At 43.4% G+C, this 14,871-nt stretch carries 9 protein-coding genes; 7 read left to right on the top strand and 2 right to left on the bottom strand.

Annotated features, from left to right (window positions below):
* Window positions 1-190 precede the first annotated feature (190 nt).
* From CXF83_RS11385 to CXF83_RS11355, 7 genes are all read left to right on the top strand, one after another.
* A complete protein-coding gene (locus CXF83_RS11385; RefSeq protein ID WP_101091851.1) occupies window positions 191-2,368 on the top strand; it encodes a M3 family metallopeptidase in 2,178 nt (725 codons plus the stop codon).
* Between the two features lie 476 nt (window positions 2,369-2,844).
* Window positions 2,845-3,618: a glycine betaine ABC transporter substrate-binding protein gene (locus tag CXF83_RS11380; protein WP_101091850.1), complete on the top strand. Its 774-nt coding sequence runs from the start codon at window positions 2,845-2,847 to the stop codon at window positions 3,616-3,618.
* Window positions 3,619-4,107: 489 nt separating this feature from the next.
* On the top strand, window positions 4,108-4,275 hold the full coding sequence (locus CXF83_RS22530) for a hypothetical protein (protein ID WP_157822926.1): 168 nt from the start codon (window positions 4,108-4,110) through the stop codon (window positions 4,273-4,275).
* Between the two features lie 172 nt (window positions 4,276-4,447).
* The gene (locus tag CXF83_RS11375; RefSeq protein WP_101091849.1) at window positions 4,448-5,323 is read left to right on the top strand and encodes an MBL fold metallo-hydrolase; all 876 of its coding nucleotides are present in this window, start codon (window positions 4,448-4,450) and stop codon (window positions 5,321-5,323) included.
* 221 nt (window positions 5,324-5,544) lie between these two features.
* Window positions 5,545-6,915, top strand: coding sequence for a sigma-54 dependent transcriptional regulator (locus CXF83_RS11370; protein ID WP_101091848.1), 1,371 nt, complete (start codon window positions 5,545-5,547; stop codon window positions 6,913-6,915).
* Between the two features lie 42 nt (window positions 6,916-6,957).
* Window positions 6,958-7,749, top strand: coding sequence for a DsbA family protein (locus tag CXF83_RS11365; protein ID WP_101091847.1), 792 nt, complete (start codon window positions 6,958-6,960; stop codon window positions 7,747-7,749).
* An 830-nt stretch (window positions 7,750-8,579) separates the two neighbouring features.
* Window positions 8,580-10,931, top strand: a complete 2,352-nt coding sequence (locus tag CXF83_RS11355) for a hypothetical protein (RefSeq protein WP_232775093.1) — start codon at window positions 8,580-8,582, stop codon at window positions 10,929-10,931.
* Between the two features lie 167 nt (window positions 10,932-11,098).
* Here CXF83_RS11355 and CXF83_RS11350 read toward each other — a convergent pair whose 3' ends face one another.
* Window positions 11,099-14,158, bottom strand: coding sequence for an Ig-like domain-containing protein (locus tag CXF83_RS11350; protein ID WP_101091844.1), 3,060 nt, complete (start codon window positions 14,156-14,158; stop codon window positions 11,099-11,101).
* Between the two features lie 536 nt (window positions 14,159-14,694).
* A complete protein-coding gene (locus CXF83_RS11345; RefSeq protein WP_101091843.1) occupies window positions 14,695-14,871 on the bottom strand; it encodes a Trm112 family protein in 177 nt (58 codons plus the stop codon).

The following is a 14,871-nucleotide window of genomic DNA, read 5'->3' as shown; positions in this document are numbered from 1 at the left end:
TTCGAAAACGCGCCAAGTTTGCCATAACTTTTGCCATTAAAGTGATAAAAAGTAACCAATCAAAATATTTGTTACAAACAATACGGTTTTTTAATAGATTTAACATGTCCAACCGTGATATTTAATGACGTTAACGTCAATGCAAAGATATTGATGAAAATTAAAACAAGTAGAATCGGGGATTTAAAATATGAAGGGATCTACCCTTAAACCATTGGTTGCAGCCATTGCAATCACGCTCTCTCTTGGCGCATGCAGCAGTGCAAATAACAGCAGCGACAGCCAAATAGCACCTAATGTTGTTGCTCAGAAAATTATTGAAAACAATGCGAGCAATCCATTTTTTGCGCCATATGATACCTATTTTGGCATCCCAGATTTTTCTAAAATCAAAGCAGAACATTATTTACCGGCTTTTAAAGCTGGTATTGCACAGCATCAGGCTGAAATTCAAGCGATTATCGATAATTCAGATGCTCCCACCTTTGCAAACACTATCGAAGCGATGGAGTTTTCTGGTGAACTAACAACTAAAGTCGCCAGTGTTTTTTACAATTTAACCGGTGCCGACACTAATGAGCAGCTGCAAGCTATCTCTAAAGAAGTGTCACCAATGCTATCAGCCGCAGGCGATGACGTATTACTTAACGACGCATTGTTCCAAAAAGTTAAAGCTGTTTATGACCAACGTGACACGTTAAACCTGAATGTAGCTCAAGCAAAACTATTAGCTGATACTTATAAGTCGTTCACTCGTGGCGGCGCTAACCTAAATGATGCCGACAAAACAAAGCTACGTGCTTTAAATGATCAAATAGGCAAGTTAAGCCTAGAGTTTGGCGACAACTTACTTGCGGAAACCAACGCTTTTGAATTGGTTATCGACAGTAAAGATGATCTTTCTGGTCTACCTGAAGATGTTATCAGTATTGCCGCTCAAACAGCGACGAAACGTGGCCATGAAGGCAAATGGGTATTCACCACTTCACGTCCCTCTATCACGCCTTTTTTAACCTATGCAGATAGCCGTGAACTTCGCGAAAAGATCTACAAAGGTTATGTTGAGCGCGGTAACAACAATAACGAGCATGACAACAAAAAAATCCTAGCCAAAATGGCTGCACTTCGCGCCGAGCGCGCACAGCTCATGGGTTATAAGACTCATGCTCATTTTGTATTAGAAGAGCGCACAGCTCAGACGCCTGAAAATGTTTATGGCCTATTAAATAAAGTATGGCCAGCAGCGTTAGCTCAAGCTGAAGCTGAAGTTGCAGACATGCAGCAGTTAATTGATTCTGAAGGCGGTGATTTTAAGCTAGCAGGATGGGACTGGTGGTATTACTCAGATAAAATCCGTGTGGCTAAATATAGCTTTAACGAGCAACAAACTCGCCCTTACTTCTCGCTAGAAAACACGCTTAAAGGTGTATTTTATACGGCTAACCGCCTATACGGCATTACCGTTAAAGAGCGTACAGATCTGCCAAAGTACAACGACGAAGTGCGTACTTGGGAAGTATATGACAAAGATGGCGAGATCATGGCTATTTTCATGGGCGACTATTATGTCCGTGACAGTAAGCGTGGCGGCGCTTGGATGAACTCTTATCGCCAACAGTACAACATGAATGGCGTTGACTCTAAGCCTATCATCGTCAACGTACTTAACTACCCTCGTCCCGTTGGTGATGCTCCTGCATTACTGACATTTGATGAAGCTAGTACGTTATTCCACGAATTTGGTCATGCATTGCACGGCATGTTGTCTGATGTTAAATATCGTTCACAAGCAGGGACTTCAGTGCCTCGCGACTATGTTGAGTTTCCATCTCAAGTGATGGAAAACTGGATGACACAACCTGAAGTGCTAGCGCAGTTTGCAAAGCATTACAAAACAGGTGAAGTGATCCCACAAGAGCTTGTTAAGAAAATTCAAGCGGCGAGCAAATTCAACCAAGGCTTTGCCACTGTTGAATATATGGCCGCGACCAAACTTGATCTTGATTGGCACACAGTGACCGACTTTATGCCTAAAGATGCGGCTAAGTTCGAAGCTGAATCCTTAAACAAAATGGGCCTTATCAGTGAGATTGCACCGCGTTACCGCAGTACTTATTTCTCACATATCTTCTCAGGCGGATACTCTGCCGGTTACTACAGCTACCTTTGGTCTGACATTTTAGGGGCTGATGCATTTGAAGCCTTTAAAGAGAATGGTATTTTCGATAAAGCCACTGCAGATGCCTTTAGAAATAACGTGTTATCGCAAGGTGGCAGTGAAGACCCTATGAAGCTATATAAGCAGTTCCGTGGCAAAGAAGCGGGTATTGACCCACTACTACGCAGCCGTGGTCTGCTAGCAAAATAAACCACCCACCTAGTGGTTAGCTAATTAAGTATTAGTATCAAAATCCGAGTTCTAGTCATAGTGCTCGGATTTTTTATGCTGGAGTTTTAGGATAAATGAAGCAAGCATTTTCACAGTATAAATCAACCAAGTCCTTACCCAGTTAAAGCACAACTTAGCGATAGCTAATCATCGCTATATTTATGCCTCTCCTCAAAAAATGCAACTTCTTGTATTTTTCCAGCACATTGAAGTGGGCTGATACAGATAACGTTCAGCGATTTAACATCCATCAACTATTAACATGACAACATTAGCTGTCCGTGCTTGCTGCACCAAATTATATACTCGTAAATGAACGCTTATTATCAATCTATATTTGATAATAATTCAATTATTATCCTGTTTAAAACCTCCAAATTACAGATTAATATACTGACATACCAAATGCACACTGCAATATTGGCATACCTCCAAACTTTATATAGGTACTCATTATGTCTAAAACTATTACTATTGGAGTCACCGATCTTTCATTTCATCGGGTTACAGCGGCTATCATTGCACATGTGTTATCTGATATGGGTTTTGACGTTACTCGTCGCTATGCTCCGCATCAGGCTAATTTTGAAAATCTCAAGGCTGGTGATGTTGATATGCTCTCTTCTGCCTGGTTGCCTTCAAGTCACGGAATTTATAAAGCAGATGTTGAAGAGCTTGAACCATTAATAGAATTAGGCCTGCACTATGAGCCATACGCACATTGGGGGGTACCTGATTACGTACCAACCGAGGCTATATCACAAGTGAGTGATCTCCTGAAGCCTCATGTACTGTCGCGTACAATAAAACACATTCAAGGTATTAATCCAGGGGCGGGTATCTCTCGTTTTTCTATCGAAATGATGGAAAAATATCACCTCAACGAAGCCGGTTATCACTTTCATACAGGATCAGAAGAAGATTGCTTTGGTGCGTTTGAACGTGCTGTTGCGAATAAGGAGTGGCTTATTGTCCCCCTCTGGAAACCGCAGTTTTTACACCATAAGTTTAATATTCGAGAAATTGCCGATCCGAAAGGCTTATTAGGCACAGTTGATCGCGCTGTATTGCTGCTGCGCCAAGATCAAGCATATAAATTTACTTCAGAGCAACGAGTACAGTTGGATAACCTGTGTTTTTCCAATGAAATTATTGCCGAACTTGATTACAAAGTATCTCGGGAAGGTCAAGACATCGATGTTGTAACACGTGAGTGGCTAATGAAATAATATTACTGATACTGTTTTTACCTACGGCTATCTCAGCGGCCTTTTTAAAGGGGATAGAAGGTATTATTTTAAGCGTTATTTTTGTTTAATTCATATTTTCAAATGCCTCCCTCGCTGTAAAAGTACCTGCTCTACAATTAAGAAATAGGCCGTGGCGATGTACTACCGCCACGATACTTACAGGTATAATTAAACGATGACACTATAGCCAAACGTCATCAACTTACTACAAATGAAAAAATCAGGAGCCGCTACGAAAGCCATTGATTATAAATAATATTAATATCAAGCATTCAGCATCTACCCATCCATCCCGATGCTGCAGATCCTCGCGTATAAAGCCAAGGAAGCCCAATAAAATATAATCCTTCAACATCATTACTGACCCTTGTATTTCGGAACAGAGTAAAATTTAGCAACACTTACAATTTAAGGTCTTTTTCGAACAAAACTCAAAGACATGAATAACCCATAACTTGATTTTTTTCTATGGAAAAACGACGTGTAACACGAGCGAATGAAATTATTCGCCAACACACTTTTGGCCAAAAGAAAGTTAGCTTTGGCCTAAATGATCCCAATGACCTGCAATCATGTCCTTGTGAGCTCAACGAAAACGTCCCTGTTTTCAAAGGCCTCAGCCATATCGACACTTAGTTATAAAAGCGCAAACTCTCAGCATTTGAGTTTTCAAATTTAAAAACACAGCTCTAAACACCTACCAACACTTTTATCGTTTGGCACGACTGTGCAGATAACTAATGCAATAAAATTAACCTACCTGTAACATCGTCAAATACAGAAAGCCGCTTAATGTAAGGTTTAAAATATGACAATGCTCCCTAAAATCATCAAATCGTCCTTGCTCAGTTGCACTCTATTTGCACTGACACTGGGCAACTTGGTTAGCGCTGACGATAGATTTAAAGATGTCGAAATAAAACCCATAAAACTCAGTGAAACGACCTACATGTTTGTTGGCTCTGGCGGCAATATTGGTGTTTCCGCAGGAACCGATGGCATACTTATTATTGACGACCAGTTTGCCCCACTTGCCGACAAAATATCTGCAGCGCTTAATCAAATTCAAGCTGGAGCGCCAAAATTCATTATTAACACCCATTACCATGGCGATCATACTGGCGCCAATGCACACTTTGGAAAAAATGGCACCATTATGGCGCACCATAATGTGTTAAAACGCTTGGCTTCAGACAGTAAAACGACAGCTGATGCATTGCCAGTTATTACTTTTGAACAAGGCATTACGGTACATTTTAATGGTGATGCTTTAAAGGTTCGCCATATGGGACCTGGCCACACCGATGGAGACAGTGTGGTTATATGGAGTAACGACAATATCGTTCATATGGGCGATCTATTTTTTAAGGATAGATTCCCCTATATCGATTTGAACGCTGGCGGTTCTGTTGAGGGGTATCGAGATAATGTTGCAGCAGTATTGCGTGACTTAGACACACAAACCAAAGTCATTCCAGGTCATGGTGCGTTAGCTAACAAAAGTGATTTAACACGCTTTAAACACATGTTAGATGCATCAATTAACTGGATGAAAGACCAAAAAGCATCAGGCCTAACCTTAGATCAATTAAAGGCAACAGGTATGCCTGAAAAATGGAAAGACTGGAGTTGGATATTTATATCTGAAGAACAATGGATAGAGACCTTGTACCAAGGCCTCTAGCATTTAAATCACTGATGCCAATTTAACCTATAAAGATAATATCAACATAATATGAGGGTGTTAGCACTGCTAAGTAGCATTAAAGCACTACCATCCGTCAATTATGCCACATATTATTTCACTACTGACTTGCGATCCCTCCAATCCTTCCTAGAATTTAACCATTAGCCATTAGCCATTAGCCATTACAGTACAGACACAACATTCCTCTAGGGAATATCGTGAACAAATTCCAGCATAAAATAGATATCATTTATAGAGATATTTTAATACTCGATCTCACAAGTGAAAGGATTTGCTGCGGAGAAGAACTCAAACAATTTCATTGGCGCTGTTTCCATGCCAATACGCTTTCGGCTGCCATAAAATCGTTGCGGAAATATAATGTTCATGTCGCTATTGCGCTGATATCAGCGACTCAGCTGCAGCGAGTATTGCATACTATCAACGCACTTAATGAGGCTCAAGACAACCTTATATGGGTGGCTATATCGGTGGACAGCACGCTTGATAATAATCAATTAGCATCGTGTCTACCCCGTTACTTCACCGACTATCATCATCTACCTATCGACTGGGAACACTTCAACCAAACATTAGGTCATGCCTATGGTATGGCGCGATTAAAGCAACGAAGTCAGCCGCCAGTTAATCACCTTAATCATGAAAACCCGCTATTAGGTAACTCAAGTCTGATCAATACACTGAGATCAAATATAGCTAAAGTCGCTAAGGTCGATGAGGCGGTTTTAATCAGTGGAGAAACGGGCACCGGTAAAGGCCTGTGCGCACATTTGATTCATAGCCAATCAAAACGTAGCAATGGTCCATTCATTACCATCAATTGTGGGGCTTTACCTGCCAGTTTGATCCACTCAGAGCTGTTTGGCCATGAAAAAGGCGCCTTCACTGGCGCTGACAAACAATATATTGGCCATATAGAACGAGCTAACAATGGCACTTTGTTTCTCGATGAAATTGGTGATCTCTCATTAGAGTCACAAGTGAATCTATTACAGTTTCTGGAAGAGCACATCATTGAACGCTTGGGTGGCAGTAAAACGATTAACATTAATTGCCGGATCATATTCGCTTCTCATATCAACTTAGAAACCGCTATCGAAGAGGGACGTTTCCGAGAAGATCTCTACTACCGGATCAATATATTACATCTTCATGCGCCTAGCCTCAGAGAGCATAAAGTGGACATTACATTGCTCGCAAATGAGTACCTTCATCAATACAGCCCCACCCACCAACCATATGCCCTTATACCACAAGCGGTGGAAGCGATACTTGAGTATGACTGGCCAGGCAATGTCAGAGAGCTAAAAAATCGTATACACCGTGCCATTATTATGGCCGAAAGTGAACAACTAAGCGAAACGGACTTAGGGATCAAAGTTCCAAAATATCCGTCAGATGGAAGCGATATCGTCAACCTAGCACAGCATAGAGTTGAGATAGATACAGAACTGCTACTAGACGCTATCAAACGTAATGACCACAACATATCAGCAGCCGCGCGAGAACTTAAGATATCCAGAACGACTTTTTATCGTCTCATTAAAAAATGCAAAATCAAACTCTAACAATAGCAACCCACGTTCATTTAGACATCGAGGATCGCGGCAATGTTAAGATATAAAAAACAATCTATTGTGTTAATACTGACATCGCTATTTATTGTAGCTTGCCAGCCACAAGGTGACGCAAAATTAAAAGAGGAGATAAGCTCACTCAAGCAAGACGTTAGCCTATTGAAAAAAGATATCAGTCGCATAGGCAGCCAAGTTAACGATATACATACCATCGCAATGAGCTCACAGAAACCGCAATATAAAACCTTGCCAACTCAAACTGACTTAACGGCAAATGGCACTCTGCCCTTATTGGGCGAAAAAACCGCACAACTTGCCATTATTGAGTTTTCTGATTACCAGTGCCCTTACTGCAAACGTTTTATCAACAAAACCTTTCCTAAACTTAAATCCAGTTACATCGATACCGGTAAAGTCCAATACCTGACTCGAGATTTCCCGTTAAATTTTCACCCAAAAGCCAAGGGGGCCGCAATAGCCGCAAATTGCAGTCTACAACAGGATGCATACTGGTCTATGCGTGATTCACTCTTTGAAAATATGAAGCAACTCAGTGATGAGGTATATCAACAGGCAGCCGCCAGCTTATCCTTAGACATGAACAAATTTAGCAGCTGTCTGCTCGATGAAGCGATAGCAAACAAAATTCAGCAAGATGTCGCTTACGGCACTTCCTTAGGGATTAGAGGCACGCCAAGCTTCATCATTGGTAGAGTTGAAAACAATCAATTGATCAATCCCAAGCTCGTTGTCGGTGCGCAAAGTTTTGAAACCTTTGCCTTACTTATCGATTCACTGCTTGTAAAACCTACGCAAAACGATTAGCAGACTATGCCAAGCAAGCGTATAGCGGCTATGGGATAATCACCTGCAGTATAAATTTTATAATGCCAGTACAGATCAATTAGCACTCTGCTGGCAGTTTTCTCAAAGGTTAAAATCCTTAAAGCTATCAATACGACACCTTGACCTCTTCGTAGCTCCCCCAGCCGCTATATCGCTTCACAAGCGCTCTAAAGCATCAATCTAGTCACTGCAATCAGGCTTATCTTTTATCATTAGTTTGCTTAAGCCTGTCACTGAAGCATTAGCTTTGAACCACCCATACCCATACCCATACCCATACCCATACCATCAGGATAACCATCCGAGATATCAAGATCGAGTCGAATAATGACCTTTAGGCAAGGTATCCATTTGAATATTATTGATATTTTGTAGAAAATGAAAATTAAGCCTACAGACATAATCAGAGCTGTAACAGGCGTTACAGTCACAACTTGAACACCCTCTAGAAAATAAACCGATTATAAACAAATACTTAAAACAAACATCCTATTTACCCTGTTTCATCAATGAAACATAAAGGCACTCCTAACAGACTCAAATGCAAATATTTACCTTTAAATATAACTACTTACACTGCCGGATCAATACTTGCTTACTATTTGACCACAAGATTGAATTACACCTCACAGGAATCCTGTAATAGATGCGGGTTTAGTCAGGTAATCAGTCTTATCGGCAATAGGCCGACAACGGCGCAACCAGACGTTACGCCAATAGTGAAACACTGCAAGCAACAAAATTGTTGGAAATAGCAAGCAAGTAATAAGCACGTTTTATCCGTATTCACTTATAGGATGGTAAATATTATGAAACGATTTAAATGCAAACAGCTTATCAGGGCGCTAGGTATTGCGCTGGTAAGTACAACAAGCCTCTATGGTGTCACGAGTCTGACGACAGCCAACGCTGGCGCCTACGATTGGCTCGCTCTGAACGAACCAACTGAAAAGTACTGTATGGCCGATGCCTACCTCATGAAAGATGGCAATAAGCTAGCGCAGGATGCACTTAACTGTACCGCTAACGATGTCGAGATCACTAGGGTGACACCGACCGACCCTAGCGCGGAATGTAACTTAGGTGAAGTATTCTCCTTCGATGCAGATGTGACGGTACGAACCAACGCCAACGCGCGTTGGGATACCACCTTCTATCTCCCTTTAACAGATGCAAGCCCTCAGGTCGTGCATGGTCCCGGTCTACGTGACTGTAGTATGATCTTACCGATCCCGGGTGACAGTGGCGAGATCGCCGATGTACAGTTAGACGGCGATCAATGTGGTGACATCACCAAGGCAAATGGCCCAGATGAATACGTACTAACCGGTGAGACCATCACCATGCTGTGTGCGGATGGTGATCAGGACAATCGCGCCGACTTCACTTACTGTGCGGCTTGGGATAACATCGAACGAAGTAATTGTACCTATGGAGAAGATCCATACGCTGGGCAGATCCCCAACAACAAATCTAAGTGTAACTGTGACACCTTTAATATCGATGTCTTTATTAAACCAGCCCCACCCGTAGTAACTAAAGCGCTAACCAGTAGCAGCCCATCATCTCGCAGTGAACCGGGCGGAACATTCAGCTACTCAGTGAGCTTTACCAACCCCAACACGCAGACTTCACTGTTTATCACATCTCTAACTGATGAGATTGATATTGGTGGCGAAGGAACCTTCGACACATCTGTGGATCTATGGAACGGTCTAGATACTGTCTTGCCTGAAGTAGAGGGTGTGTACCTGACTGCGACAAACTGTTCACAGCCTTCTAACGGCGGTGAAATTTTACCGAGTGGTACATACAGTTGTGAATTCACGGTGCATATTGTCGACAGAGACTTGCCCGATGATCAATCACCTCAATTCTATGATGACTTAGTCAAGCTAGCTCTGTTGGATAAGAACGGTGATGCCGTTACTGACGGCGACAGCTGTGCAGCCATTGCTAGCATAGACGGCGATCACTGTAGTAATGAAATTACTGTGCAGATAACCAATCTGGCACCGGCGATTACCGTTACCAAGACCGCTAACCCAACGGAAGTGTTGGAACCAGGTAATGATGTTCTGTTTACCATTACGGTCGACAATGATGCCCAGTTCTGGGATTCTCCACTCACGCTAACCGCGTTAAATGACACCGTATTTGGCAATCTTCTAACCGACGAGTGTTCCGCAATCTCCACCAGTATCGCCGAAAACGGTACTTACACTTGTACCTTCACTAAGTTCATTGGCGGCGATGCCGGCGATCTGCACTCCAATACAGCGTCTGCAACTGCCATCGATGATGAGAATGATGTAGCAACCGGCAACGACTCAGCAATGGTCGATATCCGCGATGTGCCATCGATGATCACCTTGGTTAAAACCGCAACGCCAACCTCAGTACTTGAGACTGGTGACGACCCAGATAATTATAGCAATGTTAGCTATAACTTTACCTTTAGCGTTAATGCGGCTGGTGTGGATGACGTAACCTTCATCAGTCTAACTGATGATATGTTCGGCACCCTAACCGGAGAATGTACGGTCGACAGTAAAAACGGTTCGGCTATCGCTGACACCCCTCTTAGTGGCTTTGTGCTAGAACCTGGCGATTATGCAAGCTGTAATATTAGCAAGGGTCTACAGGGTCAATTCGGTGATGATCCCCACGTTAATGTCGCCACCATCAGAGGTATCGATGAAGACGATATGGACGTAGACGCATCAGATAACGCCACGGTGAACTTTACACCGCAAGCCCCTGATACGGATATGGCGTTCGCTGCGAGCATGTTAGTGGTGATCGAACTAACCAATGCTGGTGTTGAAAATGTAACCTTAACCGCACTCACCGTACGTGGTGTCACTGTGGCTAACGGTAATACACATCCAGCCTTTACTATCCTTAATGCCGTCGGCGGTGAACATGCCGGTGTGGCATATTCAGCCTGTACGATAGGGACTGTATTAGGTTACAGCGGCTCTGGCAGCGATGTCTATAACTGTGCCTTTACCGTAGAACTCAAGCCGGGTCTTGAGGATACTCTGCCTGTTGCGTTTACAACACAAGGAGCATTAGACGGCATAGTTGTCACTGTAGAGGATGATGATGGAGCTGAAGTTCTTAATTTCATTTCAGCAGAAGTTAGCATTATCGAGTAAGTAAAATGAGTTTAATGACTCAAATACTCACAATGTAACAAGCCTGACCTAGCAAAAGGGCAACGGTTAGTACCGTTGCCCTCTTTATATAACCAAACACCTCTCAAACAACTCCCAATCACCTTAGTGATATAGCGCACTCGATAATTGTTGCCCCATGGTTAACATTATTTTTTCCCCTTTCCTTTATTACCACCACTGGAGCCGCTCAGGCTCAGGCTAACCGAGGCCGTTGCCGTCATATCACCGTCGCTAATGGTGTAGCTAAAACTGTCGCTACTCTTAAAGCGCTTGCCCGGGGTGTATAACAGCTGACCAGTGCTAGTGATTTGTACACTGCCCTTGGCGCCTTGGCTCACCGAGACGATAACAAGCTCATCACTTTGCGCATCGGAGTCATTGCCTAGCACATCAATAGTGACCGACGTTTTAGCGGCCATACTCACACTATCATTAACCGCAACAGGCGCAGTATTAGCAATCGATTTAACCGTATAACTGACACTGTCACTGCCGATATAAGAAGCTTCAACTGTATTTTGCGCGTTAACAGCGATGCTAAATGAACCCTCGGCCGCTGCAACGTCAGAAGTGACGCTAATATTCACCTCCGTACTGCCACCCGGTGCTAAGTTCACTTTGGTATTGCTTGCACTCCAGCCAGTCGGGACATCGGCAAACACCTCAACACTGGCCTCTAAACAAGCCTCGCTATCTTGACTGGTTACCGTCGCACTGTAACTCACCTGAGTGCCCGCTACCACTTGGGCTCCTTGAGGATTTAATACCACAATAGAAGGCGCTGCTAGCGTACAAATCGGTAATGGATTTGATACCGTATAACTGGCTATAGCATTGCCTGTATAGCGATTATCTAGTCGATTTTGTGCACTTAAATCAAAATCATAAGTGCCGTCTTGAGCCACCGTGGATGACATCACATTTAAGCTAATATTACGGCTCTCACCCGCAGCTAAACTCACGCCTAGCGTATCAACGCTCCAGCCAGCGGGCACATTAGCGGTTATGTCAAAATCACTGCTTGCACAGCTGCTACTGTCCTGACTGGTTATGGTACCGCGATAGGTCGTAACCGTTCCAGAGGCAACCTCACCACTGCTGTCAACTGACAGCATCAATCTTGGGCTCGCCATTACGCAGGTCGCGACTGGAGAGTCCACCACATAACTGACGATTCCGGTCTGTGCGTAATCGCTATTACTGCTGTCTTCTGACCTTATTTCGATATCGTAAAATCCATCAGCTGCGGTATCTGATGAGCTCACATTCAGTGTCACCACCCCACTTACCCCAGGTGCTAAGCTAAGGCTGGTCTGTGTCACTGACCAGCCGCTTGGCACAAATGCAGACACATCATAATCAGAGGTTGAACAACCAAGACTGTCATTATTAATCACCGATACACTGTAGGTAACAGCGGTTCCCGCCACGACCCAAGCACTCTCGTTTGGTTGCAATGACAAACTTGGATTAGCCTTAACGCAGCTTAGACCTGAGTAGCTAACATTGACGCTCGCTCCGGTAGTATCGGCCCATTCTGTCGTTATCGTCACGCCGGCGTCAACATCGGTATAACTGGCGCCGGCCAACAAAGCCGAATCGTCCAAGTCACGCAAACCACTATTTGGGATCATGTCGAGTAGCAGATTACTCTGCACATCGTTCTCCGTCGCTAAATGCAACACCACACCATCTGTAACGCCACTTTTTCCTTCGAGGAAATTATCAAAGCCTATTGGCTGTCGATACTCAAGGTAGTACCACAGCGGTAGCCCTGTATCAGCATCAATGCCGCGTCGTACTTTCAGTCCCTTGGCTTTACCTGCAAACGCTGTTTCATAAGGTTCAAGTTGATAGCTGCCATCACTTTCGGCAGTGATCACTTCGCCCGCAGAAGATGTGATCCAACCAAGTTGTTGCTTACTAAAAACATTAAAATGGCCTGTTATTCCAGATTTACCCATGATATCCATGGTATCGCCATATTCAGCTGAAGCGCAGCGGGCACCGATAATATCCGCTCCACAATCAAGATCCTTAGCATGGTGCAAGCCAAGATTGTGACCCAATTCATGTCCCACGGTGCGCAGGGTCATTGATCCGTTGATGAATGCACGAGAAGGGCTTCCACCAATGGTTCCCTGCCCTGTCCAGCCACAATCTGGATTTTGCGGGTAGATATAGATCCAACGATCGTAGCTCGCGGCATCTATGCCACTATCGATAACCGCCTGACGTCCATAATTATCGATGGCATTGGTACTGCAAGTCGCATCAATTGGTAGGGTGAAATAGCCTTGTACCTCTCCGCTTAACCAAGATCGTCCATAAGACGCTTCTTGGTAATAATCGTTTACACGACCAAAAACTAACTCCTGCGCCTGTGCAACAGTCCAGGGCTGGCTGGTATTATTTTGAAAGTTGACCAGAAGCACCAAGGTGCGTTGTTCGCCAGTGGTATTCGATAACGTTGACTCGGAAACGGTGGTTGTCGTCATAGCCGTCGTTATCGCAACGCTGGTATCCGCGAGCAACACCAAGCTATCTAACTCATCATTGAGCACTAACGCGCTTGAGTCCTTATCATTCAAGTTATTACCTGTAAACATCCAGCCTTTAGCAATAATCCGAGTGCCGGATTTCAGTGCATCAACTTGGCTATTTTTAGACGGATACAACTCAATAGCTCCATTCTCTGTCATTAATGAATGACGCAGATGACTCTTACTACTATCAGCATAATCCACATATAACACTTGCAGCTCGCCTTTAAGCTCACGTTTTTGAGTCAGCATCGCGAGCACGTCGTCCGGCATACCGGCTCTGGCAGATGCTGGTAACACTGCACGCACTGCCGCAGATGGATCGGTTTTGACTAAGTCAATGAGCAGATTCTGGCGGGCCTGAGTGTACGCCATTAACTCTTGCTTAAGCTGCTTCTTATTTGGTTTGCTCGCACGGCGAAACTCAGCCATACGATTGGCAAGCACCAATGTCTGTTCTTTTGCTTGTTGTTTGTGGGTGTGTTTGTCTTGAATTTTAGACTGAACGTGGGCAGAGAATCCCCCGTGAGCAGCGCTACTTGCAGCTGCAACATTCGATAATACTGAAAAGGTGAAGGCAGAAAAGACCAATAATCCAGCAGTAGATAGTTTGCAAAAATTGGTAGCCGAGTTCGATGCCAATATGACATTTTCTTTGTTCAAAAATCATTACCCCTAAAAAGCAAACTTACATATTTAATCCGATCTAATGACAGATTTTTATTGTTGAGCTTTCTGGTACTACAGTTATTAAATAATCGACTGCAGAGCGTCACAGCGCTTGCCCACCCTGGGATGACCAGCTAAGTCTGCGGGCATACTAGCAAAACCATTGGTGAATTTACAAACAACAATTGATCATTTTTTGATCGATCGCTCAATATTTAACCACGGGCAGTGCTAAGTAATTGAAAAGGGGGAGTTGCTAAAATTATCAATGATTATTTGCTATTTTGGGGCTGGATTGTTACCAGAAGCTAGAGAGAGTGGCATTTAAAAGTTTCAATTTATGCTGACGGGTATTAACTATTAGAGCTGTTAACGCTATCAATAAGGTGTGGTGCAAACCATCCATTAAAAATGATTAATAGCTAAGATGAGAATAGCAAAAAAGCGCTCAAAGGCGCTTTTTTATATACATCAATTCAGAGGTTAATTTTAATCTCTGTTTAGCGAGTCTAAACGACCCTTTAATGTGGTTAGCCTTCGATTAGCGGCTCTGCTTTATTTTCGAGTAGTACTGGAATTCCATCATTGATCGGGTAAGCTATCTTATCAAATTTGCAGATAAGCTTTTGATCTTCTTTGCTATACTCTAGCTTTCCTTTACATATTGGACACGCCACAATTTCGAGTAATTTTTTATCAAATGCCAT

Source organism: Shewanella sp. Choline-02u-19 (genome assembly GCF_002836205.1).
Lineage (GTDB): Bacteria > Pseudomonadota > Gammaproteobacteria > Enterobacterales > Shewanellaceae > Shewanella.
This window is presented reverse-complemented; position numbering and strand designations above follow the sequence as displayed.